The following is a 26,235-nucleotide window of genomic DNA, read 5'->3' on the forward strand; positions in this document are numbered from 1 at the left end:
GGCACAACCATGGCCGCGGCGCTACGACTTGGTGATCCGCACGGTCTCGCCGTACCCGTCGGCGCTCAGCACCTCGATCCGGACGCCCGCGGCGGAATCGGTGAATGATTCACCGGCCCAGTACGGGGCGTCGTCCAACGGCCGGCAGCCCGACGCGGGCGCGGCACTCGGCTTGGCGTCCATGACCCGGATCGGCCCCTCACCGGTCACCACGGACGAGTCGACCTTGTAGACCAGCGCACCGGTCGAACAGACGTCACCGTCCGCCCGGACGGCCCGTCGGGATTCGACGACATACGCGGTGGTGGGGCCGGTGCGGACGACCGCCATCTTGGTGCCGGACCCGTACTCGACCGCGGTGAGGCGCACGGTGTCGCTGCCCTTCGAGGCCCGGCACACGACCTGACTGTCGTCCGTCCATCCCAACTTCCAGGACTCCCAGGCGAAGTACTGCGGCCCGGCCCCGCCGATCAGACCCATCACGTCCCATCCGCCCACGAAGCGATGGCCGTCGCTGCCCGTGTCGAAGGCGTACAGGTCGGGCAGCCCGAAGGTGTGGCCGGTCTCGTGCGCCACCAGCTTCTTCCCCCAGTGCCACATGTCCTGGCCGAAGGTGACCGCCCACTTGATCCGGTTGCCGTCGGCGACGACGCCCGCCGTCCCCGGCTCGTACACATAGGTGGGGGTGAAGGAGATCGCCGACGCGTTCTTCGTCGCCACGACGTAGACCATGTCGTACGGCGAGAAGTCCACATCCGGATCGGCCGCCGTGACCGCGTCCTTGACGTACGCCTCGTGCTCCTCGTGCGAGAGGCCACGCTCGTATCCGTAGTCGGTGGACTTGTGGGGCATCCTCACCCAGCGCTGATGCTGGGTGATGTCGAGCCGTGCCTTGCCGTACGAGGCGCTGCGCAACCAGTCCGCGCCGGGCGTGAGTTGCGCCGCGTCGTCGGCCGGGGACTCGGTCGCGGGGGCGTCCGCGAAGTCCACGAAGATCATGGCGACCTTGATGGTGCCCACCGGGCGCTTGAACACGGAGTAGTCCGTGTCGTGCCCTTCGTCCGTCCAGCCGGTGGTCCCGCGCAGTGCACAGGCGGACGGCTTTTCGGCGGCCGTCGCGGCGACGGCCGAAGGGGGTACGGCGAGCAGGAGCGGGGCCAGCACCGCGAACAGCAACGGCAGAAGCACCGTCCGGACGGCCGGTGAGGCGTAGCGGCTTCTCACGTGATCACTGCTTCTCATGAAGCCTCCCGATTGATGGCGTGTGACATTTCACATAAGACTGCGCACGCACGCCTCTGTCCGAAAGCTGTCGTCGGTCCATAACATCCGCGCCATGGATCTGGAGATACGGCACCTGCGGGTGGTGTGCGCGATCGCCGAGGCGGGGAGCCTCACCCGCGCCGCCGCCTCGCTCCGCATGACGCAGCCGGGACTCAGCGCCCAACTGCGCCGCATCGAGGCCATGTTGGGCGGAGCCCTGTTCGACAGGCGGCAGTCCGGCGCCGCCCCCACGCCCTTCGGCGAGCTGGTCATCGCGCGCGCCCACGCCATCCTGCCGGGCGTCGACGGTCTGCTCGCCGACACGGCCCGCGCCGCCCGCCGCAGATCGGGGTCGGACCGGATCCGGGTGGGTTCGGTCGGCGCCCCGCTGCTCGGCCACCTCCTCCTGGCCGTCGGCGTTTCGCTGCCCGAAGCCGACCTGACCTCCCGCTGCCAGTACTCCCCCGTCGCCCTGCTCGACGACCTCGCCGCGGGCCGCCTCGAGGCAGCGGTGCTCGGCGACCACCCCGACCAGGAGCTGCCACGACGCGAGGGCGTGGCACTCCACACGATCGTCACCGAGCCGGTCTTCGCCCTCCTGCCGGCGGCCCACCCGCTCGCCGCGCAGGACGAGGTCTCCCTGGCCGACCTCCTGACGGAGGACTGGGCGGTCCCGCGGCCCGACGGCGACCGGACCCGCGAGTACTGGGCTTCCCTCTGCGCCGTGACCGGCCGCGCCCCGTCCGCGCCCTACGAGGCGGAGGGACGGCAACTGATCGAGATCGTACGGGCGGGCCTGGCCGTCAGCCTCTGCCAGGCCACGTTCATCGAGGTACCGGGCGTCGTGGTCCGCCCCCTGGCAGGAAATCCCTTGTGGTACCGGCACATTCTGGCCTGGCGCCACGACGGCCCGCTGGCACCCCGCGGCACCGAGATCCTGCGCCGAGTCGTCGACGGCTATCTGGCGGCCTGCCCGGACAGCCCCGCGTACGCCCGCTGGCGCGACCTGAATCCGGAGGCCGCCCGGCCGCGTCCGGCCCTTGAGAGAGGCCTGGTCTGCGACCAAGCGTCGTCAGCAGCGCCCTAGAGGTCCCGTGGCCGTACCGTCATCCGGATCCCGTCCCGTGCCCACAGCACGAACCGTTCCACCGGCGTCACTTCGTGCCCCGGCGCGGGCCAAAAGCGCAGGCGCTTGAGGAGGACGGCCAGGACCAGCTGGGCCTCGACCGTGGCCAGAGCGGCGCCCTCGCAGCTGCGTGGCCCGATCCCGAAGGGGATGTACGCGAGCCGCGGCCGCTTGGCCACCTCCTGCGGCGTGAAGCGCTCGGGGTCGAACCGCTCCGGCTCGGGCCAGTGCTCAGGGTTCAGATGCACCGCCCAGAACGGATAGAACACCTTCGTCCCGGCCGGGATCTCGTACGGGCCCAGAACCAGGTCCTCGGTCGTCTCGCGTGCGCCGTACGGTCCGGGCGGGAACAGGCGCATCGACTCCTTGAGCACCCTGTCCAGATACGTGAGCCGCCGCAGATCACCGTAGTCGGGCGTGGCGCGCTCGCCCAGCACCCGGTCCAGTTCGGCGGCGACGCGATCGGCCACCTCGGGATGGCGGCCCAGCAGGTGCAGCGTCCACGAGACGGCGACGCCGGTGGTGTGGTGGGCGGCGAGCAGCGTCACCATCACGGTGTCCCGGATCCGCGCCGGGCTCTGACCGGCCTCGACGAGCGCCCCGATCAGGTCGCTCCGATCGGTGCGGCCGCCCGGACGATGCGCCGCCACCACGCGGTCGACCGTCGCGCGCAGATATACGAGGGCCTCCTCGGCCCGCTCCGCCGAGCGCGGGTCGGCCGGCGGCACCTGGTAGAGCCGCCCGAGGTGCTCGGTGAGCACCTCCTCGAACGCGGCGACGACACGGTCCGTATCGGTTTCCGCGCCACCGAGCGCGAACCCGCAGATCATACGGAGCGACAGCCCGGTCAACTCCTGCTGCAGCTCGACGGGTTCGTCCTCGGCCTGTCCCGCCCAGCGGTCCGCGAGCTCCCGCGCCAGCTCGGTGAAGCGGGCGAAGTGCCGCTCGTGAGCCGGTCGTCCGGCGAGCACCGAGAGCAGTAGTCGGCGCCAGGGTCCGTGCTCGTCGGCGGGCAGCACTTGCAGGTTGCCCGCCTCGCACAGCGGGTCCAGGAACGCGAACAGCTTCTCTGGCCGCTTGTCGATGTGCGCCGTGGCCTCCAGAAGCACCGGATCGGCGACCGACACGGCCGTGTCCGCGCCCGGCAGTTGGAAGCGCACGACGGGTCCGTGCGCTTCGTGCAGGCGTAACTGGTATTGGTGCAGCCCGCCCGCAGCCGCAATGGCGCTCAGCCCGCCGTCCTGCTGGTACTCGGGTCCGGGGATACGCAAAACGGTGCCTCCTGTCGCAAGTCCTCCCCTCGGGTCTGCCCGAGGGGCCTCAACTGCCCCCCACACACCGCGCCTCCGACATCGTTGTCGAAGGCGCGGCCTGCATGGATCGCGGTCCTACGGGATGCGGCGAGTTCCGAGGGAGTGCCGCCGCGCACTGGGGCGTGCGATCGACTTACGGCGCGTAGACGGCGTCACTGCCATACAACTCCCTGGTGAACGCCGAGACATCGGCGCTGCGGTCGGAGCCGTCGAGGTTGTACGTCAGATAGACGCCGTACCCCTCGCTGACGGTGCGGCGGGCGAGGTCGGCGGCCGTGCCCTGCGAGGTCCCGCCGATCTCGACGGCCGCCGGCGACAGCTTCGACTTGGGCAGTGCGATCTCGGGGACCTGCCAGGTGCCGTAGTACGGGTTCCAGGCGTAGTCGAACTTCGACGAGACGTCGACACCGCCGTAGGAGAGGCGCGACGCGGCCGGGCCGATGTTGTAGAGACTGATGATCTTGTCCGGCATGTTCGCGCGCAGCGCCGTCACCAGGTGCACGAAGGAGCTGTCGTTGGGCTGGCCGGTGCCGTTGTTGCCGTACTCGGCGTACTCGTCGTCGAAGTCGATGCCGTCGAGGCCGTACTTGGTCACGGTGTCCGACATCTGCTTCGCGAACGCCGAAGCCGCCTGCTGGGAGGGGAAGTTGGCGAAACCCGCGCCCTGGTGGTTGCCGAGCACCGAGAGGACGACCTTGATGCCCTTCTGCTGCAACGGCCTTATCTCCGTGTCCGCGTTGTCGAGGACGCGCTGCACGTTCTCGTTGAAGTGCAGATATGCCTTCTTCTTGCCGGCGTCGTAGTTGATGTTCGCCGCGAAGATCACGGCGACGTCGAAGACGTTGTCGCCGCCGTTGGCGAGGGTGTACTTGCCGACGTTCAGCATGCTGTTGTTGTTCACCTCGACGTACGCCACCGAGGTCGGCCCCTGTTTTGTGGGGGCGGGAGCGGGAGCAGGGGCCGCTGCCGCGCCGGTCGTGGCGGTCGTGGCGAAGGTGAGGGCGGCGACGGCCGAGAGCGCGAGCGCTGCCGTCCGCACTCTGCTCCGTACCAGAGTGAACATCGTTGATCGGTCTCCCATCGCATGGGTCGGCGCCCGACCTGTTCGAAAGCGCCGAGTGAGCCCTCCGAGTTTTCCTTCCCTGTGACCGAATCCCAAGAATCATGCGCAAACTCGTTACGACTCCTACGCATCTCGCGCCGCGGCCCGGCGGCCACCCTTAGGGTTGTCGAACGAGGTGGGTCGGACACGACAGGGGGGCTCGCGTTGGATCACCTGGCCGGAGCGGAACCGAAAGTCGGCCGACTGCCGTCGTCGCCGCGCGCGTGGCTCTGGCCGATCGCCGCCCTCGCCGCCCTCGTGGTCGTCGCCCTCGGGGTCTTCTACGCCGGCCACAGCGAGCCCGGCAGGGTCGACAGGTGGATCGTGGAGCCGACGGCGGACAGTGTGCGGCCGCCGTGGCGGCGCGTCGCTCTGGCCGTTGATTTCCTGGGAGAGCCCGCCGGAGCGGCGGCGCTGGTCGTTGCCGCCGTGGCGGGCTGCCTGCTGCTGCGGCGCCCTCGGGCGGCGGTGTTCATCGTTGCCGGTGCCGTGCTGGCCGTGGGGGCGGCGACGCTGCTCAAGCACTTGGTGGGACGCACCATCCACGGCGAAGGCAACCTCTCCTACCCCAGCGGGCACACCGCCTTTCTCACCGCGCTCGCCCTCATGGTGGCGCTGCTCGCGACCCGCCGGTTCGGCCTCGGCAGGGCGGCCGGCACATGGCTCGTGCTCGCCGCGGCGCTGGTGGCCGGCGCCGCCATGGGCTGGGCGCAGGTCGCCCTGAGCGCGCACTACCCGACCGACGTCCTCGGCGGCTGGTGCACCGCGCTCGCGGTGGTACCGGTGACCTCTTGGCTGGTCGACCGGATCGGCGACCATCGGCGACAGCAGCGCCGCTGACATCGCGTCACGTCAGGCCAGACGGCGGAATACCGGCTTCACCGGTCGACCCGCCAGCCAGGGCGTGGGGTCGGCCGCGTCCACTGCCTTCCGGTACACCGCACACGCCTGGGCCACCACATCGACGGTGCGGTCGATGTCGGCGTCGTCGAGCGCGCTGCTCACCACGAACGACGGGGCCAGCACCCCTCCCGCGAGGAGTTGGCGCAGGAACAGGGTGCGGTACTGCTGCGACGGCCGGCCGTTCTCGTCGAGGGTGGCGAAGACCAGGTTGCTGGCCCGGCCCCGGACGACGATGTGGTCGCCGACGCCGTGGCCGGACGCGGCCTCGCGGACACCGGCCGCCAACCGCTCGCCGAGAGCGTGCAGTTGCGCGGTGATGCCCTCCTCGACGTAGGTGGTCTGCACGGCCATCGCGGCTGCCAGGGAGTGCGTCTCCGCGCCGTGCGTGGTGGAGAGCAGGAACACCCGGTCGCCCGAGTGGCGCAGCCCGCCCCGCTCCATCAGGGCGCGGCGTCCGGCAAGCGCGGAGACGGCGAACCCGTTGCCCAGCGCCTTGCCGAACGTGGAGAGGTCGGGGACGACGCCGTACAGACCCTGCGCGCCCGCCTCGGACCAGCGGAAGCCGGTGATCATCTCGTCGAAGATCAGTACGCAGCCGTGCCGGTCGGCCAGTTCGCGGAGGCCGGCGAGATATCCGGGCGACGGTTCCGTGTGCCCGGCGGGTTCGAGGATCAGGCAGGCGACCTCGTCCTGGTAGCGGGTCAGGAGCTCCTCCGTGGCGGGCAAGTCCCCGTACGGGAAGGACACCGTGAGTTCGGTGGTCGCCGCCGGAATGCCGGCCGACATCGGCGTCGTACCGATGAACCAGTCGTCGGTGGAGAAGAAGGGGTGGTCGGCGCAGATGGCCACCCGTGGGCGCCCGGTGACGGCTCGGGCCAGGCGTACCGCGGCGGTGGTGGCGTCGGAGCCGTTCTTCGTGAACTTCACCATCTCGGCGGTCGGCACCGTGGCCAGGAAGCGTTCCGCGGCCTCGACCTCCACGATGGACGGCCGGACGAAGTTGCTGCCGCGGTCGATTTCCCGCCGCACCGCCTCGAGCACCCGTGGGTGGGCGTGGCCCAGGCTGACCGACCGCAGGCCGGATCCGTACTCGATGTAGCGGTTGCCGTCGACGTCCCATACGTGGGCACCGTGGCCGTGGCTGATCACCGGGGCCAGGTCTTCCGGGTACTGGTCGTCTCCCTTGGCGTAGGTGTGCGCGCCTCCGGGGATCATGGCGTGCAGCCGCTCGTTCGCCTCCCGCGACCGGGGCAGGCGGAACTCCTCAGTGTCCACGGTGACTTCAGCTCTCTTTCTGCGGCAGAAGGTGCTTCAGGGCCTCGGCGAGGCCCGGCGCCTGCCGGTCCCGCTCGGACATCGACGTGACCGGCAGCGGCCAGTCGACGGCGAGCTCCGGGTCGTCGTAGGCGATCGTCACGTCCTCGGCCGGATCGTGCGGGCGGTCGATCCGGTACGAGGTGTCGGCGGTTTCGGTCAGCGCCTGGAAGCCGTGCGCGCAGCCCGCCGGGATGTAGAGGGTCTTCTGCGTCTCGTCGGACAGGTCGAAGTAGGCCCGGTTCCGGTATGTCGGCGAGTCCGGCCGCAGGTCCACGACGACGTCGAAGATCCTCCCGTGCGAGCACCGCACCAGCTTGGCCTCGCCGGCGCCGGAGCGCAGGTGCAGGCCGCGCAGCACGCCCCGTACGGAGCGGGACACGCTGTCCTGGATGAAGGCGTCCGGGTCGAGGCCCACCGAGCGGACCACGTCGGCGTCGAAGGTGCGGCAGAAGAAGCCGCGTTCGTCGGCGTACGGGGTCGGCTCGAAGAGGTACGCGCCGGCGATCTCTGGTACTTCGGTCGCCTTCATGGGGCCTCCCGTAGGGCGTGGGATGGGAACAGGGTCGCGGTCAACTCGGCGAACTGATCCTTGAGTTGCCGGGCGGCGACCGCGTTGCGTTCGGCCAGGGTCCGCCGTACCTCCGCCGATCGCTGCTCCAGCGCCCGGAATTGTTCGAGCAGTCGGTCGGTGTCGACCTCGCGGGCCGGGTGGCAGTACGCTCCCAGGCCCATCCGGTCCATGAGCGCGTCGCTCTTCGCCGCATAGCTGAGGGCGAGCGTCGGAGTGCCGGCCTTCAGAGCGCAGATCAGGTTGTGGTAGCGGGTCGCCACCACAGTGTCGGCGGCCGCGGTCTCCTTCATCAGGTCGGCAAGGGAGGTCACTTCGGCGGCCGCGACCAGCGGCGAGTCCACCGCGTCGACGATCGCGGCGACCACCGGGGCGTCGCACGCGTCGCCGGTGAGCAGCCGGACCGGCCTGCCCTCCTCAACCAGTGTGCGGACGAAGCGAGTTGTCCCGTCGAGGTAGCTCCGGTGGATCTCCTCGGCCCTGGCGCGGTCGTCGTTGCCGCCGTGGAAGTCCATGACGCCTACGCAGACCGTGCCGCCCGGCGGGCCTGCGGGCACGCTCGTCAGAGGCGTCGGCAGGGCGAAGGCGAGGTCCGGGTAGACCTCGTCGTGCGCGGTGTCCACGCCCATCTCCCGCATCGCGTCGCGCGATGGGGCGTCCCGGTACGAGCGGTACGCAGCAAGGCGCGCCGACCGGCGCACCAGGGCCCGGGTCGGCCGGTCGCCGATCGGGGCGGCGCCGACGCCGACCAGCGCGACCCGGGTGCGAAGGAGCCTGCCACTCGCGCAGAGCAGGAACAGCGCGTACGGGAAGCCCCACGGACGCAGCGGCAGCGTGGCCTCCAGGACGCCCATGCCCGGCACGATCACCACGTCGTGCCGGCGCACCCAGGCGGCGGTGCGGGCGGCGTCGACGAACTTGCCCAGACCCTTGCCCGCGATCGCGCCCGCACGTGACGCGGTCCGGTACTCCCCGCGGTACCAGTGCAGCCGTGTCGCGGGGATCCCGTACCGGGACGTGACGGCCTCGGGTCCGCCGCACAGCGCGTCCACGGCCGCGTCCGGGTGCTCGGCGCGGAGGTACCCGAGCACGGCTTCGAGTGACCCGTCGTTGCCGAGGTTGCCGGAGCCGAGGAGGCCGAACACCCCCACCCGTGTACGGGACTTCATGCTCCCCGCCCCTCACGTCCTGCCACGAGGGCGTCGACCGAGACAGTGAGCTTGGCCGGGTTGACCGGGGCGCGGTCCTCGACCCGCTCGCCGGCGCCCGGCCGGGCCCGGCTCGTCATCCAGGCAGCCAGGTGGCGGTAGCACGCGCGCCGGTCGGCGGAGGACAGCGGTGCCCGCCGGATCGCCGCCACGAAGCCCGCGACGTACTCGGCGAGCAGCCGGGGCGTCGGGTGCAGCGGGCCCGCCCTGCGCGGGTCGAGGTTGACGCACCGGGATCGCTTCGACGGGTTCGCCCGCTCGGCGCGGGTGGGGTGGTCGCGGCGGAAGTAAAGGAGCTCCGGCACTTGATGGAACGGTCCGTGCAGGCCGATCTCGGCGACGAACGTGCGGTCCGCGTGGTGGTAGCTGTCGTGCGGCTTCACCCGGCGCAGCACGTCGGCCCGGATCACCCCGTAGAAGTCGTCGCCGCCGGGCTCGAAGAGCATGCTGCGGAAGCGTTCGGGCGCGCGCGGCGAGTCGGTGGCGAGCGTGTACTCGTACGGGACCTTCACCTGGCCGTCCTCGTCGATGACCGCCTGGTCGGCGTGGGCGAGGATCACGTCGGGCCGCTCGTCCAGGGCCTCGACGCAGCGGCGCAGCAGGTCACGGGCGTACAGGTCGTCGTGCGATGCCCACTTGAACAGTTCGCCGTGGCACTCGGTGAAGACGTAGTTGTGGTTCGGCGCCGCGCCGATGTTCCGGGTCAGCCGGATGTAGCGGATACGCGAGTCCCGCTCGGCGTACTTGCGGCAGATGTCCTGGGTTCCGTCGGTCGAGGCGTTGTCGGAGATGACCAGTTCGAAGTCCTCGTAGGTCTGGCCGAGCAGGGCGTCGAGCGACTCGGCGAGGTACTCCTCGCCGTTGTACACGGGCAGGCCGATGCTCAGCCTGGGTTGCGCGGTCATGAGGTCCTCACTTCGGGGATGGGGTTCTGTTGGCGGCACCCGTGCTCGCGCAGGGCGGTCCGCAGCTGCAGCCACCACACGGCCGAGCCGCAGACGGTCGCGGCGGCGACGCCCCAGGCCGAGCCGACCGTGCCCGCCACGGCAGCGCCGCCGAGCCCGCCGGTGACGTAGCAGGCGGAGGCGATCAGCTGGCTGCGCAGGCTGCGCCGGGCCGCGCCGAGTGCGCGAAGGCCGGCCGCGGCGCCGGTGCCGAGTCCGGCGCCCGCGACGCCGAGCGTGACCGGCACGATGAGCTCCGATGCGGAGTTCCAGACACCGCCGAGCACGAACTCGCCGCCCGCGTCCGGCACAAGGAGCAGCGCCCCGCCCCAGAGCAGCGCGGCGACGGCCTGCCCGCCGCCGAGCAGGAGGCAGAACGCGCCGAGGCGGTGCGGGGCCCGCCTCAGTACCCGCGCCGCCTCCGCGACGGTGACCAGGGAGAGACCCATCAGCACAGCCATGAACGGGCCGAGCAGGAGCTCGGCTCCCCGGATCACGCCCACCGCGCCGACCCCGACGATCGCGCCGAGCCCGTACGCGCGCAGCTGGCTCGCGCCGCTGTTGCTGACGTTCTCGACCAGGTACCGGTAGCCGAGGTCCCGGTGCTCGCGAAGCCACTCGCGCGCACCGGTCAACCGGGGCCGGATGCCGGACTGGAAGCAGCCGTACACCGCGGCCACCGCGGCGGAGGCCCCCCAGGCGAGCACGAAGGCCTCCACGCTGCCCACGCGGGCCGCCACCACCAGGGCCGGTACGAGCGCGAGGCCCCACACGAGGTCGTTGACGAACGCCTTCCGCCCGTTGCCGGCGGCGAAGAACGCGAACCGCCAGGCGTCCTGCAGCAGCAGTCCCGGCAGTACGACGCCGAGGCAGGCGAACGCGGGCCCCACGCGGCCACCGAGAGCGAGGCCGACCACCAGAGACGTCGCGCCGAGGGCGGCACCGACGCCGAGCGCGGTACCCGACGACCGCGTCACCGCCGCGCGCCAGGACCAGTCCGGCACGCCGCTGAAGCGCACCATGAGCGGGTCGGTGGCCAGGCCGCGGGAGACGTTGAGCACCACGCCGTAGGTCACCCAGGCGAGGCTGAACACGCCGAACGCGGTCACCCCCAGCGAGCGGGCCACGTAGATGCCCACCACGAAGTTGCTCATGCTGGAGGCCGCCTGGTCGGCAAGGCCCCAGGACAGCCGGCCGACGAGGGCCCGCTTGGCGGATCCGGGCGGCCTCGTCGTCTTCTCCCCCTCGCTGCTCATCTGCGTCAGGCCTTGATCAGCCCGGCGGCGCCCAGGGCTGCGGCCGCGTCGGCGACGGTGTCGAACGGCAGCCCTGACCGCTCGGCGACGTCGAGGAGACTGTGCTCGCCGTCGGAGAGGTTGAGCACCCAGAGCATGGCCAGCTGGGCCTGCTTGGTGTCGCTGCGGCCGCCGAGCGCGTCGTACAGCCCACGGCGGCCCAACTGCGGTTCGCCGTAAGGGCTGAGGTTGAGGTAGCGCCGGTTGCGGTCGAGGACGGTGAACGCCTCGCGGCAGACGGAGAGGGTGTCGGCCATCGCCTCCGGGGAGACGAAGTCCAGGTTGTCCGCCGAGGTGTGGTACTCGGGGTAGCCGGCGTACGGGGTCCGGGTCAGCGAGCCCACGCCGAGGTTGAACCCGGGCGAGCAGTACTGGCGTTCGTCGTAGCCGTACGGAGTGAACTCGGTGATGCGGTGCGGGCGTTCGGAGGCGGCAAGCACGTGCCGCATCACCCGGTCGATCTCCGCGTCGCCGCGTCTGCTCTGCTTGTACGTCAGTCGGCCCCGGTCGCCGGCGCAGGCCAGCACGAGGCCGTGCTTGACGCGCTCGACCCGCTCCGCGTTGCGGGCCAGCCAGGTGATCGCCCCGATGGTGCCGGGCGCGTAGATGAACCGGTAGGTGTAGTACGGCGTCTGCTCCGCCAGCGCCCGTGCCAGGAACGTCGCCACCGCGATGCCGGCCAGGTTGTCGTTGGCCAGTGACGGGTGGCAGACGTGGCAGGAGACGATCACCTCGTCGGGGACCTGTCCGGGGACCACATGCTCGGCGTAGGTGAGGTGGCCGTCCGCGAGGGTGGAGTCGATCCGCACCTCGTACTCCCCCTCCGGCAGCGCGTCCAGGGTCTCCTGGGCCAGGCAGAATCCCCATTCCGGCTTGTAGTAACTCGTGCGGTACGGAACCCAGTTGGGGTGCTCCGGCAGGGTGTGCAGGTGTCCGCGGAGCTCGGACAGGGGCATGGTCGCCGACACCGGCACGCTGTAGCCCAGTACGTGCAGGCTGGACTTGGCGAAGTCGACGACCCGACGGCCCGTGGTGTCGGCGACGTACGCATCCCGGATGTTCCACTCCTGCGGCACGGTCCAGTCGAGCACCTGCGTCCCGGTCGGCACCTCGTGCGTCTGGAGGGGGACGTACTCACCGACGATGTCGAGGGTGGCGCGCACACCATCGCCCGTGATGCTCCGGCAGAGCGGGTACAGCCGCTCCACCAGCGCGTGCATCTGAGCGCCGAGCTCGGTCATCGGCGCCACCGCAGGGTGTCGTCGACGGTGCCCGCCTCGGACGCCGCACGCAGCACGGCGAGACGGGTGAAGCGTTGCTCGAAGTCCTCCCGGGTCAGTCCGAAGTTCCGGTAGGCGTCGGCGAGTTCGAGCGCGCCCCGCTTCACCGTCCACTCGCAGTCGAAGCCGGCTATCGCGGCGCGGAACCGGGAGAAGTCCACCCGGTACGAGCGCGGATCGGCACCGGTCTCCCCGGTGATCACCACCTTCGATCCCGGCACCGCATCGGCGACCTGCTCGGCGATCTCGGCGACCGTGACGTTGTTGGTCTCGCTGCCGATGTTGAACGCCCGGTCGTGCACCGCTTCGCGCGGCGCGGTCAGCGCGGCCGCGAAGGCTCGTGCGATGTCGGCGGCGTGCACCAGCGGGCGCCAGGGGGTGCCGTCGGACAGCACCAACACCTCGCCGGACAGGAGTGCGTGGCCCACCAGGTTGTTCAGGACGATGTCGGCGCGCAGCCGGGGCGAGTAGCCGAAGGCGGTGGCGTTGCGCATGAACACCGGGCTGAAGTCGCCGTCGGCCAGCGCGTGCAGGTCGTCCTCCACCCGCACCTTGGACTCCGCGTACGGAGTCACCGGGCGCAGCGGGGCGTCCTCGGCGACCAGGTCGTCACCGCCCGCGGCGCCGTAGACGGAGCACGTCGACGCGTACAGGAAGCGCCGCGCTCCTGCGTCGCGGGCAAGGCGGGCGAGGCGTACGGACGCGTGGTGGTTGATGTCGTACGTGAGTTCCGGGGCGAGGGATCCCAGCGGGTCGTTGGAGAGCGCGGCCAGGTGGATCACGGCGTCCACGCCGGCCACGTGGTCGGCCGTGACGTCGCGCAGGTCCACCCGGTGCCCCTTCAGTTCGACGGGCGGCGGGCCGAGGATGCAGTCGGCGAACAGGCCGGCGTCGAGGCCGACGACATCGTGCCCGGCGGCCGTGAGGACCGGGGCCATGACGGTACCCAGGTATCCCTGGTGTCCGGTGAGCAGTACGCGCAAGGTTCATTCCCCCTGATTGGAAGTGCCCAGATCGGAAGCGCCCGGATGGGACGTGCCCAGGTCGAGCGTGAGTTTGGTGACGGCGAACGCCTCGGCGTAGCGCGCGTGGCATTCGATGCCGCGGATCCGTGCGAGACCGAGGAAGGCCTCGCGGTCGTACCAGGGGCGGTGCCGCTGCGAGGGGTAGTGCTCCTGCAGCAGCCGCACCTTCTGTTCGGCGATCTCCGGCGACAGCGGCTGGTACACCGCCGGACGGCCGAGATCGCCGTCCCACTTGACGATCTCGTAGCCGAGAACGAGGTGGTCGCGGAACGCGGTGGGTATCAGCTGTGCCAGGCCGCGGTGGTCCTGGTGGGCGTCGTCGGTGCGCGGGGCCAGGATCAGATCCGGCTCGGTCTGCCCGCGCAGTTCCTCGACCGCGGCCTTGGCCTCGTCCCAGTGCACGGGCATCCGGCCGTCCGGCAGCTTGAGCACGGTGAGGCGCAGATCGGCGCCCGGGCAGAAGGCGGCGAGCGCGGCCCGCTCCTCCTGCTCGCGCTCGCTGCCGCCGCCGGAGAGCACCAGGGCGTCGACGCGGATTCCCGGCCGCGCGAGGCACAGCCCGAGGAGCGTGCCGCCGGCGCCGATGGCGATGTCGTCGCAGTGCGCGCCCACCGCGACGATCCGGTCAAGGCGGCCGGCATCGAGCCGGATCACGCGCTCACCCCCGCGCCGTCCCGTTCCCACACGACCCACGGGCGGTCGCCCCGGGCGTAGGCGGCGTCGAGCGCGGCCCGCTCCTTCACGGTGTCGGTCGGCTTCCAGAAGCCGCGGTGCTGGTGCGCCACCAACCGTCCCTGCTTGGCCAGTTGGGCGCAGCCGTCGGCGACCAGGTCCCCGTTCTCCGGTATGTGGTCGAAGACCTCCTGGCGGAGCACGAAGTAGCCGCCGTTCTCCCACAGCGGCAGTTCACTCACCGCGGTGATGCCTCCCACCAGGCCGTCCTCGCCCAACTCCACGCAGTGGAAGGAGGATTGGGGCGGCACCACCATCATCGACGCACCGGCGTCGCGCAACGCGAACTTCTCGATCATCTCGTCGAGAGGGGCGTCGGTGAGCACGTCGGCGTAGTTGGCGAGGAACATCTCATCGCCGTCCAGGTGATGCCGCACCCGGCGAAGGCGTTCCCCGATCGGTGACTCGATGCCGGTCTGCGCGAACGTGATCGTCCAGTCCGAGATGTCCGTGGACAGCAACTCGGTCCGGCCGCCCCGCAGCACGAAGTCGTTGGACGTCGTCTCCTCGTAGGTGAGGAAGAACTGCTTGATGTGGTGGGCCCCGTATCCCAGGCACAGGATGAACTCCGTGTGCCCGAAGTGCGCGTAGTAGCGCATGACATGCCAGATCAGCGGTCGCGGGCCGACCATCGCCATCGGCTTGGGCACGTCGTCGGCGGCGCCGTCGCGCATCCGCATCCCGTAACCGCCGCAGAACAGGACGACCTTCATGGCTTGACCTCGACAATGCTCAGTTCCGGGATGGGAAAGACGAGGCGGCCGCCCCAGTCGTGCACGAAGGAGAGTTGCTCGGTCAGTTCGGCGCGCAGGTTCCACGGGAGGACGAGGACGTAGTCCGGCTTGTCCGCGGCGATCTGCTCGGGCGGCAGGATCGGGATGCGGGTGCCCGGGGTGAACCTGCCGTGCTTGTAGGGGTTGCGGTCGACCGTGTACGGGAGCAGGTCGGGCCGGATGCCGCAGTGGTTGAGCAGGGTGTTGCCCTTGCCCGGGGCGCCGTAGCCGACGACCGTCTCGCCGCGCTCGGCCGCCTCGATGAGGAAGCGCAGGAGGTCCCTGCGCACCTTGGCAACGCGGGCGGAGAACTCGGCGTACCCGGTCAACTCCCCCAGTCCGGCGGCCTTTTCCCGTGCCAGTACGTCGGCCACCTGCCGGCTCGGCTCTCCGGCCGCCCCGGTCGGCCGGGCCCACAGCCGGATGGAGCCGCCGTGCGTGGGCAGCAACTCGACGTCCACGAGCGCGAGTCCGCCGCTCGCGAGAGCCCGGATCGCGGACGCGACCGTGTAGTACTGGAAGTGCTCGTGGTAGATCGTGTCGTACTGGTTCTCCTCGATCAGGGTCAGCAGGTGCTGCACCTCGATGGAGACCCAGCCGTCGTCGGCGACCAGGGCGCGCAGGCCCTGGGTGAAGCCGACGACGTCGGGGATGTGCGCGTACACGTTGTTGGCCACGACCAGGTCCGCCGGGCCGTGCTCGGCGCGGACGGCCGACCCGATGTCCGGACTCAGGAACTCCGTGAGCGTGGGCACGCCCGCGTCGCGCGCCGCGGCGCCGACGTTCACCGACGGTTCGATGCCCAGGCAGCGGATCCCCCGGTCCACCACGTGCTTCAGCAAGTATCCGTCGTTGCTCGCCACTTCGACCACGAAGGCCTCGGGGCCCAGGCCCACCCGCTGTGCCGCGTCGGCGACGAACGTACGCGCGTGCTCCACCCAGGATGTCGAGTACGAGGAGAAGTACGCGTACTCCTTGAACGTCTCCTCCGGCGTGATCAGCGGCGGGATCTGCGCGAGCCAGCAGTCGGTGCAGACCCGCAGGTGCAGCGGGAACGCGGGCTCCGGCAGGTCCAGTTGGTCCGCGGCGAGAAAGCTCTCGCACGGCGGCGTCGCCCCGAGATCGACCACGCTCGCCAGCGTCGCCGAGCCGCAGAGTCGGCATCGTGTCATTTACTGCCCCCCATTGATTCCGTCCCCCATTGGTTCCATCCGACCCGTTGATTCCGTCCGACCCGCGATCGCGGTGCGGTACCCCTCCACCAGGCGCTCGAGCCCGACGGCCGGGCTGAAGCCCTGCTCGTAGCGGCGCCGGGCCGCCTGCCCCATCTCCTGGTTGCGGTCCTCCTCGGTCGTGACCCTGCGCAGGCAGGACGCAAGCGATGTGGGCTCGCCCGGCCGGTGCAGGAGACCGGTCACGCCGTCCTCGACGAGTTCGACGAAGGCGCCGTGACCGGCGGCGACGGCCGGGACCCCCGCCGCCATCGCCTCCGCGACCACCAGGCCGAACGTCTCCAGGGCCGTGGAGGGAGCCACCACGGCGACCGACCGTGCGAGGGCCTGCCGGCACTGATCCGGGTCGAGCAGACCGGCATAGCGCACGTCGTCCCGGTCCGCCGCCCAGGCGGTCACCTCGCGCTCCAGTGGCCCCGCGCCGGCGAGCACGAGCGGCACGCCCACACCGCCGGCCGCCGTCAGCTCGTCCCACGCGGTCATGAGCAGCCGCACGCCTTTGGCCTCCGCGAGCCGGCCGAGGAAGAGCACATGCTCGCCGGCACCCGTTCGGCGGGCGCCGGGATCGGGTACGAAGTTGTGCTTCACCGCGAGGAGTTCGGCCGGCATGCCGGACCGCACCAGGACGTCGCGCTGCGCCGCGGAGATACAGAAGAACCGCTCCACGCCGGACCACCACCGCCGCCGGTTGACCGTCAGGCTGACCGCGAGCGGCACCGTCGCGAGGCGGGAGTTGCGGTAGCAGCCGTGCCGGACGGCGGGCAGCGAGGCCTTCGACCCGACGCACTCGGTACACGCCTTGCCATCCCTGTGCAGGGTGCCGGGCGGGCAGACCTGGGTGTAGTTGTGCAGTGTGGCGACGGCGGGTACGCCGGCGTCGGCGCAGGCGGCGAGGACCGCGGGCGACAGGAGCGGGAAGACGTTGTGGATGTGCACCACGTCCGGCCGCTCGGCGCGCAGTCGGGCGGCGAGTTCCTTGCGGATCGCCGGGTTCCACGGCACGAGGAGCGGCACCGCGGCCTTGCCGGCGAGTGACCGTCCCGCGATGTCGTCGCTGCGGCGCTCGAACAGCCCGACCCGGTGGCCGGCCGCGCGCAGCAGCCCCACTTCCTGGTCGACGACTACGTTCTCCCCGCTCGGCTGAGCCGAGGAGTAGCGGTTGTGCACCACGAGAACATGCATGCTCAAGGTCACCTCCTGGCCCATCGCGGGATACGTCGTTGCGGGACCGCGCGCGTCGTGAGGGGCGTCGCCGTCGAGAGGGGCGTGGCCGCGGCAGGTGTCGCGAGGAGCGAGGCGGCCAGGGCCAGATGCAGCAGATACGGCGAGGCATCGCCGAGTCCTGCCTCGGTGTACGACGAGATCGCGACGTAGCTGATCAGGAAGATCGCGCAGGCCCTCTGCAGTGACGGCGGTCGCAGCAACGCGACGCCGGCGAGGACGACGATGATCGCCCCGACAAGGATGACACCGATCAGCCCCTGCTCGCTGTAGACGGCCAGCCAGCTGTTGTCGATCGGCAGGCCGCCGAACGACTTGTCGCCAAGGCCCATGCCGAACACCTGCTCCGCGGTGGACCGGGGCGCTGTGAGCAGGGCGTCCCAGACCTTGGCCCGGCCGGTGAGGCTGGTGAAGTACTCCTTGCTCTGACCGCGCAGGAACCACGCCTCCACCGCGGAGGCGAACCCCACCGCGGCCACCGCCGTCACCACCACCGCCCAGACGAACAACCGGCGGGCGGCGGCGCTGGTCAGGACCAGCGAGCCGATCGCAAGGACAAGCCCGATGAGCAGGCCGACCGTGGCCGTCCGGGTGTGGGTCAAGGCGAGCAGGGCGAGTGACGGCACGATGATCAGGACCGCGCTGCCCCTGGTGGTCCGGCGGCCCAGGACGAGCAGCACGGTGAGCCCGATGATCACTGCGGCGTACTGTCCGATCTGCGGCGGGGTGAGCGGCCACAACGCGCCGACGAGCCGGCCGCCGTAGAGCTCGGGCATGGCCGCGCCGGGTGAGATGACCAGGCCGGCGGCCGCCGTCCCGATCGCCACGAAGTACATCCGGATGTGGTGCCGTACGAACGTCAGGCTGCCGTCCCACCATCGGCTGAGCAGCCACAGCGTGCCGACGAAGAGAGCCAGGCGGGCGCAGCGGAACAGCGCGCCCAACCCGACCTCCAGGTTCGCGCTGGAGATCACGCTCGGCACAAGGAGCAGGGTGAGCAGGAACAAGAAGGCGCTCGCCCGGATGCGCAGCCGGAGATTGAGCGCGAGCGCCAGCGCGAACGCGGCGGCCAGCGCACCCATGGTGACCATCTGGATGAGGGAGCGGGGCAGCGGCACGATGGTCTTCGCCCCGGCGGAGCCGAGGGTGTTGAGGGCGAGCAGCGCCCAGACGATCCCGACGGCCTTCGGCGTGCCGGCGGGGCGCGGTTCGGCGCCGGGCGGCCGCGTGTCCGCCGTATCCGGTCCGGCCGGCAGGACGCCGTGCTTCAGGTTCCCGTCCATCTCAACCACCGGACCGTGGCGCGTAGGTGCTGCCCGTGTCCTGCCGGTACGGCGTGTCCTGCCACTGCCCGGAGTCGAGCTTCTGGTCCGTGTTCTCCGCGACGAAGCTCCACGGTCCTCGGTAGGTGTTGTCGTGCCAGCGGTTGTGCTGCTTGTGGGTGATCGCGTCGGACACCCGCTTTCCCTTGTACGGCGACCACTTCGGATAGGTGCCGTAGTTGGAGAGCACCGCCATGCGGCCGCACTCGGTCTTGCACTTGACGACCGACGGGTCGAGGAGGAAGCGGTTGTCGTGGATGTCCACCCGCTGGGTCTTCCACCGGCAGTCGGCGTAGAGCGGAGCTTTGGTGATCTCCGGTTTCGCGCAGCTCTTGGTGTCCTTCACCAGCAATGTGCAGTATCCGGTGGAGGTGTTGGCCGGGCTGTTGCAGAACCGGTCGGCGTTCTCCCACAGGGTGATGCCGTTCCAGTTGTCCTCCAGCACGTTCCGGTAGATCTCGATCTTGTCGGTGCGGGCCTTGATCCGTGGTTCGCCGCCGGACTCGGACACATAGACGGTCGCGTACGGGAAGGGGTCGTCGCGCTCGGCGGACCTGCGGCCCTCGACCCAGTTGTTCCGCCGGATCGTGTTGTTGCGGATGACCGCGTTGTAGCTGGTCTCGTACATCAGCGCGGCACCGTCGTTGGCCTCAAGGAGGTTGCCCTCGATGCGGAAGTCGTTGTTGTTGTTGTCCGCCCACAGCCCGACGCCCCGGTTGTCGTGCACCCAATTGCCGCGTATCTCGGCGCCGTTGACCGCCCAGAACTTGATGCCTCCGGTGCAGCCGCAGCCCGGCCGCTTCCGCTCCCAGTCGCCGGTGTTGTTGCCCACGATCTCGTTGCCCTCGACCACCAGGCCGCGGATGGAGTCGCCGGTCTTGTACGCGTTCATTCCGTACTGCCCGTTGTCGCGCAGACAGTTGGCGCGGACCTTCTGGCGGGCACCGGCCATCAGCCCGGCGCCGGAGTTGTACTGGATCTTCGCGTGCTCGATGACCCATCCGTCGGCCATGTCGTGGTTGACCACGCCCTCGTCGGGCGGCGCGACGAAGCGCTGCACGGTCAGGTGGCGGATGGTGACGTCGCGGGCGGTGCCGCTGAACGCGTAGTTGTTCTTCTTCCCGCCGTCGAGCACCGCGCCCGGCGCACCGATGTAGCGGTTGCCCTTCTTGGTCATGACCTGGGCGTAGCGGTCCGCCTCGAGCCGGTGCTTGCCCGGCCGAAGCCAGAACGTGGTGCCCGGAGGGCTGCTCTTCGTCTTCTCGGCCAGGTCGCCGACCACCCCGGGGTCGACCGTCACCGCGCCCTTCGGCGCCTTCGCGGGGCCGGCCGCGGGCTTGGCGCACACCCGCGCCATGGACGTGGTGGGCGCCTTGGACGCGGATGACGCGTCGGTCGGCTCCGCCCGGGAGTCGTCCGGCGTGCTCGTACAGCCGGTCGCCGCCAGCACGACCAGCGCCAGCGGTGCCGCGGGCAACGCCAAGTTCCGCCACTTCATCCCCACACGTCCTCCCTAGCCGCCGAACCTGAGCACGGTGGTGAACTCCCCCGACGACGCGGCGCCGTCGACGCATCCGGTGCCGACCAGCGTGGTGGCGGGTTCCTTGCGCCCGAAGCCGGCGGAGTACCAGCCCAGCGGCGGATCGGTCTCGCCGAGATGCGCACGCCAGCTCAGCTGTCCGGGCAGGTCGAGCACCGCGGAGCGGCCCTCGCCGTCCCGGATCCAGCTGAGCGCCGCCTGGTTGCCCACCAGGTCCGCGGCGATCGCCGGGCCGAGGTGGAAGGCCAGGCGTACGTCCCGGCGTGGGCCGCGCACCTCGTCGACGACCCGCAACTCCTGTTTCGCGGGCGTCAGTTCGACCCGGCGGCGGTGCACGGAGCCGCCCTGGTAACCGTCGTGCTCGGCAGCCCACTTGGCCACGCCATCGCCGACTGCGTCCGCGACCAGAACACGGCTGCGGGCCTGCCGGGTCCACAGGAACGGGCCGCCCGATACGGACTGGTCGCCGCCGTCCAGTTCCAGGGTGTTGTGGCCGATGGTCGACCGGAAGTACTGCCGCCACAGGGGCTGCCCGTGGTAGCAGTACGTTCCCGGGTCGGCGAGCACGTCGACGCCGTCGTGCCGTACCTCCACGGACAGCGCGTCCGCGTGGGCGTGCGCGGCGATGGACAGGAAGCCGTGCGGACCACCGTCGCAGCGGCACCAGATCTCCTCCGGGCCGCGCAGGATGGTGAGCCCCGCGTCGGCGAAATGGGCCGGGCGGCTCGCGGGGCGGCCCGCGGCCGGTTCGGTGGGTTTGATGAGCGCGGCGAGGAGCGGCGTACGGACATCGGTGCCGGTCACTCCCGGCCACCAGTCGAGGCGGCCGAACACGGCGTCCCCGGTGGCGAGGAGCGAGGCCCAGCGGTCGGTGCCCGTGCCGTCCACGACCAGGCCGTGCCCGTCGTCCGCGTCGCCCTGGCGCGGCGGCCGTAACCGGTTGTCCACGACGGCCGCGAGCGCGTCGGTCATCCGCAGCAGCACGGGACGGATCGACGCGGGGACCGGCACGCCTGCGGCGTCCGCCTCGGCGACCGCGGCCAGGCCGAGTTCGAGGACGAGGCCGTGATACTCGGTGGCCAGCTCGCGGTTGAGGCCGGAGTCGAAGGTGTTGCCGCGCAGATGGCGCTCAAGCGATCGCAGCGCGTCGGCTCGCCAACGTGGCGATGAGGGGAACCACGCGAACGCACAGGCCGCCGCGAACTGCCCGGCGGCCTCGGCGATGACGTGGTTGTTCGCCGAGGAGCCCCGGCTGGGGAAGGCGGCAAGCCAGCGCTGGTGGTGCCAGATCTGGTTCAGCGCCACCGGGTTGCCCTCGAAGAGGCCGGCCGCGCCCGGCCAGCCGTCGAGCAACCGCCGGATCCACACCCAGGAGAGGAGTCGGATCCCCAGCTCGATGCCGCTGATCCAGTGCACTCCGCGCAGCGGCGCGTTGGCCGCCCACCACGACCGCAGATGCTCGGCCACGCGCTCGGCGTACCGCTCGTCCCCGGTGATCGCGTAGGCGGCGGCGAGCACGGTGAGGTACTGATGCCGGGACAGCTCCCAGATCTGCTTGATGTCCCCGACCGCCTCCTCGTTCCGGTACGGCACGTCGAAGGCATAGCCCCACGGAGCCCGGCGCCCGGTCTTCGGGTCGCACCACCAGTCCGGGTGGACGAGGTCGTCGCGGACCACCCCGAAATACTCGGCGTGCCCGTACATCAGGCGGTCCGCCTCGGCGATGAGACGTTTCGCGGCGTCCGGGGCTATGGCGGCGATCGTCCCCGCGGGCAGGACCGCGGTGAACAGGGCGTCGGTCACGCTCGGGCAGTCCGGCCGCGCCGATCGCCACCGCCGTCTGCGTACCGCGTCGACCACCCGGCCGCCGACCTCCCGCGGTCCCATCCGGGAGAGGCGTCGCAGGTACCAGTCCACGCTCATGGTCATCGCGCCCTCGCCAGCGTCACCGGCGCACCGCCCGCCAGGCCTGCCCGCACGGCGAGGGTGGCCGCCGTGGTGGCGACGAGGGACTCCAGCGGCACCGGCATCGGCCCGCCGCTCCGCACGGCCTTGACGAACGCGGCAAGCTCCGCGTTCTGGCCCTTGTCCCGGGCCTTGGGCAGCCGCGAACTGACCCACTTCTTACGCCCGACTGTGCCTTCGAAATACAGCGATGCGCGTACGAAGTCGTCGAGCCGCAGCACCTTGCCGTCCGCGACAAGGTCGAGCGTCTCCTTGGGGAAGCCCGGTGCCCCGGTGGTGACGTAACTGATGGTGGCGGTGGACCCGTCGGGGTAGCGGAGCACGACCTGCAGGTCCTCGCCGCCGGACGTGGCGACCGCGTACACGGAGACGGGGTCGGCGTCGAGCAGCCAGCTCGCCGTGTCGATGAAGTGCCCGCCCTCACCGGCGAACCGTGAGCCCTCGGTGCCCTGTTGGAGGTACCAGCTGCCCTGCTGCAGCCGGCCCGCGTTGACCAGGTAGCGCAGGCTCGCCGGTCCGGTCCGGGCGCCGAACCGCTGCCGGGCCTCGCCAAGGAGCGGCGCGAACCGGCGGTTGAATCCCACCTGCAGCCGGTCGTTGCCGGACTCCTCCACCGCCGCGAGCACGCCTGCCAGCTCGTCCTCGGTGAGGGCCAGGGGCTTCTCCACGAACACCGTCTTGCCTGCGAGCAGCGCTCTCCGGGTCAGTTCGGCGTGCGAGCTGTGCCGGGTGACCACGAACACCGCGTCGATGGACTTGTCGCCGAGCACGGCGTCGAGGTCGGTGGTCGCTTCGGTGAAGCCGAACTTCCGCTTCGCGTTGGCGGCGGACAGCGCGGTCGTGGTGACGACGGTCGAAAGATCGACGCCGTCGCGCCCGGCCAGGTGCGGCAGCAGCATCGACGTCGCGTAGTTTCCCGCGCCGACGAACGCGAGGCGCACCGGCGTCTTCGCGGCCCGTACCGGATGCGGCTTCACCTTCACCGCGGGCACGTCCACCGCTGCCGGGGCCTCGGCCTCCACGGCCTGTTCGGGGTACCGGAACAGCACGGCCACGGCCTTCAACTCGCCGTCCTTCAGGCTCTGGTACGTCTCGACGGCGTCGTCGAAGTCGGCGACGTGGGAGACCAGGGGCTCGACGTCGACGCTGCCGCGGGCGAGGAGGCCGAGGAAGCACGCCAGGTTGCGGCGCTCGGTCCAGCGCACGTAGCCGATCGGGTAGTCCCGCCCATCGAGTTCGTACTCCGGGTCGTAGCGCCCAGGGCCGTAACTTCGCGAGAACCGGACGTCGAGCTCCTTCTCGTAGTACGCGTTCCATGGCAGGTCGAGGCGGCACTTGCCGATGTCGACGACCCGGCCGCGGTCCCGGCTCAGCCGGGCGGCCAGCTCTACGGGCTGGTTGGTGCCGCCGCCGGCGGCCAGGTACACCTGGTCCACGCCGTGACCGTCGGTGAGTTCGGCGACGGCGGCCTCCACGGACGCGGACGCGGGGTCGCCGCAGGCCGCGGCGCCCAGGCTCTCGGCGAGCTCGCAGCGCACCGGGTCGGGGTCGGCCCCGACGACGCGGACTCCGGAGGCGGCGAGGAGCTGCACCACCAGCTGGCCGATCAGACCGAGGCCGATGACGAGCGCCACCTCGCCGAGCTGTGGCTCGCCCTGGCGGACGCCCTGCAGGGCGATCGACCCGACGGTGCCGAAGGCGGCGTGCCGCGGCGCGAGGCCGTCCGGCACCGGGGTGTAGAGGTTCTTCGGCACCCAGTTCAGCTCGGCGTGCAGCGCGTGTTCGTTGCCGGCGCAGGCCACGCGGTCGCCGACCTTCACGTCGTCGATCCCGGCGCCGACCTGCTCGACCACCCCGCACAGCGAGTAGCCGAGCGGCGTGTAGGAGTCCAGCTTGCCCATCACCTTGCGATAGGTGGCGGGAACCCCGTTGGTGGCCACGCTCTGCACGACCTTGGCCACCTGGTCGGGTCGGGAACGGGCCTTGCCGAGCATCGACATGCCGGCCTCGGACACCTTCATCAGCTCGGTCCCGGTGGAGATCAGCGAGTAGGTGCTGCGGACAATCACCCCGCCCGGCTTGCACCCCGGCACCGGCACGTCTAGCACCGCCAGCTCGCCGCTCTTGTAGTTCTGAACAACCTGCTTCACCCGAACTCCTCTGATTCCTTAAGCCGTTAACCGAGTGCTCTGCCCGGACCCAGAGGTCGCGTCGCGATACCAGTACTCGAGGGTCAGCACGTGCCACAGATGCTTGGAGAAGTCCCGCTGTCCTGCGGCGTCCTCGGCGACCATCCGCGCCAGCGCGTCGCGGCGCAGGATCCCGGAGTTGACGAGCACGCCGTCGTGCACCACCTCGCGCACCAGCGGTGCCAGATCCCGGCTCATCCAGGCGCGCAGCGGGGCGCTGAACAGGCCCTTCGGCCGGTACACGATCTCCTTGGGCAGGATCGAGGAGGCCGCCTCCTTGAGGACGGCCTTGCCCTGCCGTCCGACGATCTTGCGCTCGCCGGGCACGGCGAACGCCGCCTTGACCACCTCGACGTCCACGTAGGGCACCCGCACCTCGGTGGAGGCGGCCATGCTGGAGCGGTCGGTGTAGGCGAGGTTCAGGCCCGGCAGGAACATCCGGGCGTCGCCCAGGCACATGCGGTTGACGAAGTCGTCGAGGTCGTTGTCCTGGTAGATGTCCGCGTGCTCGGTGAGTACGTCGTCGACCGTCCCGGCCAAGTCCGGGTTGACCAGGGCGAGCAGCTCCGCCTGGTCGTACATGGTGTAGCTGCGGCGGAACGCGGTCTCCTCCGGCAGATCGGCGAAGGAGAGGAACCGCTTCGCGAACCGCACCGACCGGTAGCCGCGGCGGCTCGTCGCGACCGGCAGCCTGTCCACGGCCGCGGACAGGCCGCGCCGCAGGGGCCGCGGGACGCGCTGGTAGCGCAGTGCGAGCAGGTTGGCCAGGTGCTTGCGGTACCCGGCGAACAGCTCGTCGGCGCCCATCCCCGAGAGCATCACCTTGACCCCGGCCTCCCGTGCGGCCTGGCAGATCAGGAAGGTGTTGATCGCGGCGGGGTCGCCGATCGGCTCGTCCAGGCTGTACGTCATCCGTGGCAGCAGGTCGAGCACGTCCGGGGCGATCTCGATCTCGTGCAGGTCGACGCCGAACCGCTCGGCCACCTGCCGGGCATAGCGCAGATCGTCGGGCATCGCCTCGAACTTGGCGTCCTCGGCGCGGAATCCGATCGTGTACGCGGAGATCCCGGGCCGGTCTCGGGCGGCAAGGGCGGTCAGGTAGCTGGAGTCGAGGCCGCCGGAGAGGAAGGTCGCCACGGGTACGTCGGAGAGCAGGTGCTGCCGGGTCGATTCCTCGACGATGGCGGCCAGGTCCGGCAGCTCGCCGCTGCGGGCCCGCTCCTGGCCCTCGGCGGCGACGTCCTTCAGGTTCCAGAACCGGCCGCGCTCCACCCTGCCGTCGGGCCGCAGCTTCATCCAGCTCCCCGGCGGCAGCTTCTCCGCCTCGCGGAACGCGCACCGTGAGTCCGGCACCCAGTAGTAGAGGAGCGAGGCCACAAGCGCCGCATGGTCCACCTCCAGCGTGCCGCCGGTCGCGGTGGCGAGCGCCTTGAGCTCGGAGGCGAACACCAGGCCCTCGCCGCGCCGGAGCAGGAACAGCGGCTTGATGCCCAACTGGTCGCGTACAAGGACGAGTTCACCGGTGCGCTCGTCGAAGATCCCGAACGCGAACATGCCGCGCAGCCGGGGCAGGCAGTCCGTGCCCCAGCGCCGCCAGGCCTCGAGGAGCACCTCGGTGTCGGAGGTGCCGCGGAAGCGGACCCCGGCGGCCGCCAACTCGGCCCGCAGTTCGGGCGCGTTGTAGAGCTCGCCGTTGTACGTCAGGGCGAGGCCGTCCGAGACCATCGGCTGGGCACCGGTCCCGGACAGGTCGATGATCGCCAACCGGCGGTGCCCGAGCTGCACTTCGCCGTCACCGACGGGGTGACCGTACCGGCCCGCCCCGTCCGGGCCCCGGTGGGCGAGGGTGTCGGTGAGCCGGTCGGTCACGGCCTTCCCGTCCGGCCATCGGTAAGTACCTGCGATGCCACACATGTC

At 70.9% G+C, this 26,235-nt stretch carries 21 protein-coding genes; 2 read left to right on the forward strand and 19 right to left on the reverse strand.

Going from position 1 to position 26,235, the window contains the following annotated elements:
- Positions 1-21: 21 nt before the first annotated feature.
- Positions 22-1,149, reverse strand: coding sequence for a M6 family metalloprotease domain-containing protein (locus AB0G47_RS29330; protein ID WP_360776270.1), 1,128 nt, complete (start codon positions 1,147-1,149; stop codon positions 22-24).
- Positions 1,150-1,336: 187 nt separating this feature from the next.
- Between AB0G47_RS29330 and AB0G47_RS29335 the strand changes: the two genes are divergently transcribed.
- Entirely contained in the window at positions 1,337-2,350 is a 1,014-nt protein-coding gene (locus AB0G47_RS29335; RefSeq protein ID WP_360776084.1) for a LysR family transcriptional regulator, read from the forward strand.
- On the opposite strand, the gene AB0G47_RS29340 is transcribed toward AB0G47_RS29335, so the two are convergent.
- A complete protein-coding gene (locus AB0G47_RS29340; RefSeq protein ID WP_360776086.1) occupies positions 2,347-3,660 on the reverse strand; it encodes a cytochrome P450 in 1,314 nt (437 codons plus the stop codon). The two genes, AB0G47_RS29335 and AB0G47_RS29340, sit on opposite strands and share 4 nt — an antisense overlap.
- Positions 3,661-3,835: 175 nt before the next feature.
- Positions 3,836-4,765: an endo-beta-N-acetylglucosaminidase H gene (locus AB0G47_RS29345; RefSeq protein ID WP_360776089.1), complete on the reverse strand. Its 930-nt coding sequence runs from the start codon at positions 4,763-4,765 to the stop codon at positions 3,836-3,838.
- Positions 4,766-4,969: 204 nt separating this feature from the next.
- On the opposite strand from AB0G47_RS29345, the gene AB0G47_RS29350 reads away from it, so the two are divergent.
- Positions 4,970-5,644, forward strand: coding sequence for a phosphatase PAP2 family protein (locus AB0G47_RS29350; protein ID WP_360776092.1), 675 nt, complete (start codon positions 4,970-4,972; stop codon positions 5,642-5,644).
- A 12-nt stretch (positions 5,645-5,656) separates the two neighbouring features.
- Here the strand turns inward: AB0G47_RS29350 and AB0G47_RS29355 are convergent, their stop codons facing one another.
- Genes AB0G47_RS29355 through asnB form a run of 16 tightly spaced genes read right to left on the reverse strand, consistent with a single transcriptional unit; the run spans position 5,657 to position 26,232 of the window.
- A complete protein-coding gene (locus AB0G47_RS29355; protein ID WP_360776095.1) occupies positions 5,657-6,982 on the reverse strand; it encodes a glutamate-1-semialdehyde 2,1-aminomutase in 1,326 nt (441 codons plus the stop codon).
- Positions 6,983-6,989: 7 nt separating this feature from the next.
- Positions 6,990-7,553: a dTDP-4-dehydrorhamnose 3,5-epimerase gene (rfbC, locus tag AB0G47_RS29360; protein WP_360776098.1), complete on the reverse strand. Its 564-nt coding sequence runs from the start codon at positions 7,551-7,553 to the stop codon at positions 6,990-6,992.
- Entirely contained in the window at positions 7,550-8,761 is a 1,212-nt protein-coding gene (locus AB0G47_RS29365; protein WP_360776101.1) for a polysaccharide pyruvyl transferase family protein, read from the reverse strand. The genes rfbC and AB0G47_RS29365 overlap by 4 nt, the downstream gene beginning before the upstream one ends.
- The gene (locus AB0G47_RS29370) at positions 8,758-9,705 is read right to left on the reverse strand and encodes a glycosyltransferase family 2 protein (RefSeq protein ID WP_360776104.1); all 948 of its coding nucleotides are present in this window, start codon (positions 9,703-9,705) and stop codon (positions 8,758-8,760) included. Before AB0G47_RS29370 ends, AB0G47_RS29365 begins: the two co-directional genes overlap by 4 nt.
- Positions 9,702-11,000: a hypothetical protein gene (locus tag AB0G47_RS29375; RefSeq protein WP_360776107.1), complete on the reverse strand. Its 1,299-nt coding sequence runs from the start codon at positions 10,998-11,000 to the stop codon at positions 9,702-9,704. The genes AB0G47_RS29370 and AB0G47_RS29375 overlap by 4 nt, the downstream gene beginning before the upstream one ends.
- Positions 11,001-11,005: 5 nt before the next feature.
- Positions 11,006-12,280, reverse strand: a complete 1,275-nt coding sequence (locus AB0G47_RS29380) for a DUF4910 domain-containing protein (RefSeq protein ID WP_360776110.1) — start codon at positions 12,278-12,280, stop codon at positions 11,006-11,008.
- A complete protein-coding gene (locus tag AB0G47_RS29385) occupies positions 12,277-13,302 on the reverse strand; it encodes an SDR family oxidoreductase (RefSeq protein WP_360776113.1) in 1,026 nt (341 codons plus the stop codon). Before AB0G47_RS29385 ends, AB0G47_RS29380 begins: the two co-directional genes overlap by 4 nt.
- 3 nt (positions 13,303-13,305) lie before the next feature.
- Complete coding sequence (locus tag AB0G47_RS29390; protein ID WP_360776115.1) at positions 13,306-13,998, reverse strand: PIG-L deacetylase family protein; 693 nt, start codon at positions 13,996-13,998, stop codon at positions 13,306-13,308.
- Complete coding sequence (locus AB0G47_RS29395) at positions 13,995-14,789, reverse strand: glucose-1-phosphate cytidylyltransferase (RefSeq protein WP_360776118.1); 795 nt, start codon at positions 14,787-14,789, stop codon at positions 13,995-13,997. Before AB0G47_RS29395 ends, AB0G47_RS29390 begins: the two co-directional genes overlap by 4 nt.
- The gene (locus AB0G47_RS29400) at positions 14,786-16,021 is read right to left on the reverse strand and encodes a class I SAM-dependent methyltransferase (protein WP_360776121.1); all 1,236 of its coding nucleotides are present in this window, start codon (positions 16,019-16,021) and stop codon (positions 14,786-14,788) included. Before AB0G47_RS29400 ends, AB0G47_RS29395 begins: the two co-directional genes overlap by 4 nt.
- The gene (locus AB0G47_RS29405; RefSeq protein WP_360776274.1) at positions 16,022-17,263 is read right to left on the reverse strand and encodes a glycosyltransferase; all 1,242 of its coding nucleotides are present in this window, start codon (positions 17,261-17,263) and stop codon (positions 16,022-16,024) included. It lies immediately after the preceding gene.
- Positions 17,264-17,271: 8 nt separating this feature from the next.
- On the reverse strand, positions 17,272-18,585 hold the full coding sequence (locus tag AB0G47_RS29410) for an O-antigen ligase domain-containing protein (RefSeq protein ID WP_360776124.1): 1,314 nt from the start codon (positions 18,583-18,585) through the stop codon (positions 17,272-17,274).
- 1 nt (position 18,586) lies between these two features.
- Positions 18,587-20,128 (reverse strand): right-handed parallel beta-helix repeat-containing protein, encoded by a 1,542-nt coding sequence (locus AB0G47_RS29415; protein WP_360776127.1) that lies wholly within the window; start codon positions 20,126-20,128, stop codon positions 18,587-18,589.
- 9 nt (positions 20,129-20,137) lie between these two features.
- Positions 20,138-22,093 carry an alginate lyase family protein gene (locus tag AB0G47_RS29420; RefSeq protein WP_360776130.1) on the reverse strand — a complete coding sequence of 652 codons (1,956 nt, stop codon included), beginning with the start codon at positions 22,091-22,093 and terminating at the stop codon, positions 20,138-20,140.
- Positions 22,090-24,279: a bi-domain-containing oxidoreductase gene (locus AB0G47_RS29425; protein ID WP_360776133.1), complete on the reverse strand. Its 2,190-nt coding sequence runs from the start codon at positions 24,277-24,279 to the stop codon at positions 22,090-22,092. The genes AB0G47_RS29420 and AB0G47_RS29425 overlap by 4 nt, the downstream gene beginning before the upstream one ends.
- An 18-nt stretch (positions 24,280-24,297) precedes the next feature.
- The gene (gene asnB, locus AB0G47_RS29430; protein WP_360776136.1) at positions 24,298-26,232 is read right to left on the reverse strand and encodes an asparagine synthase (glutamine-hydrolyzing); all 1,935 of its coding nucleotides are present in this window, start codon (positions 26,230-26,232) and stop codon (positions 24,298-24,300) included.
- Positions 26,233-26,235 lie beyond the last annotated feature (3 nt).

Origin of the sequence: Streptomyces sp. NPDC021622 (genome assembly GCF_040640795.1) — a bacterium.
In the GTDB taxonomy this organism is placed as follows: domain Bacteria; phylum Actinomycetota; class Actinomycetes; order Streptomycetales; family Streptomycetaceae; genus Streptomyces.

Coding starts and splice junctions, on each gene's coding strand:
- AB0G47_RS29380 (WP_360776110.1), bottom strand. CDS start 12,280: ATGACCGAGCTCGGCGCTCAGATGCACGCGCTGGTGGAGCGGCTGTAC.
- AB0G47_RS29370 (WP_360776104.1), bottom strand. CDS start 9,705: ATGACCGCGCAACCCAGGCTGAGCATCGGCCTGCCCGTGTACAACGGC.
- AB0G47_RS29335 (WP_360776084.1), top strand. CDS start 1,337: ATGGATCTGGAGATACGGCACCTGCGGGTGGTGTGCGCGATCGCCGAG.
- AB0G47_RS29410 (WP_360776124.1), bottom strand. CDS start 18,585: ATGGACGGGAACCTGAAGCACGGCGTCCTGCCGGCCGGACCGGATACG.
- AB0G47_RS29375 (WP_360776107.1), bottom strand. CDS start 11,000: ATGAGCAGCGAGGGGGAGAAGACGACGAGGCCGCCCGGATCCGCCAAG.
- AB0G47_RS29420 (WP_360776130.1), bottom strand. CDS start 22,093: ATGACCATGAGCGTGGACTGGTACCTGCGACGCCTCTCCCGGATGGGA.
- asnB (WP_360776136.1), bottom strand. CDS start 26,232: ATGTGTGGCATCGCAGGTACTTACCGATGGCCGGACGGGAAGGCCGTG.
- AB0G47_RS29405 (WP_360776274.1), bottom strand. CDS start 17,263: ATGCATGTTCTCGTGGTGCACAACCGCTACTCCTCGGCTCAGCCGAGC.
- AB0G47_RS29345 (WP_360776089.1), bottom strand. CDS start 4,765: ATGTTCACTCTGGTACGGAGCAGAGTGCGGACGGCAGCGCTCGCGCTC.
- rfbC (WP_360776098.1), bottom strand. CDS start 7,553: ATGAAGGCGACCGAAGTACCAGAGATCGCCGGCGCGTACCTCTTCGAG.
- AB0G47_RS29395 (WP_360776118.1), bottom strand. CDS start 14,789: ATGAAGGTCGTCCTGTTCTGCGGCGGTTACGGGATGCGGATGCGCGAC.
- AB0G47_RS29365 (WP_360776101.1), bottom strand. CDS start 8,761: ATGAAGTCCCGTACACGGGTGGGGGTGTTCGGCCTCCTCGGCTCCGGC.
- AB0G47_RS29400 (WP_360776121.1), bottom strand. CDS start 16,021: ATGACACGATGCCGACTCTGCGGCTCGGCGACGCTGGCGAGCGTGGTC.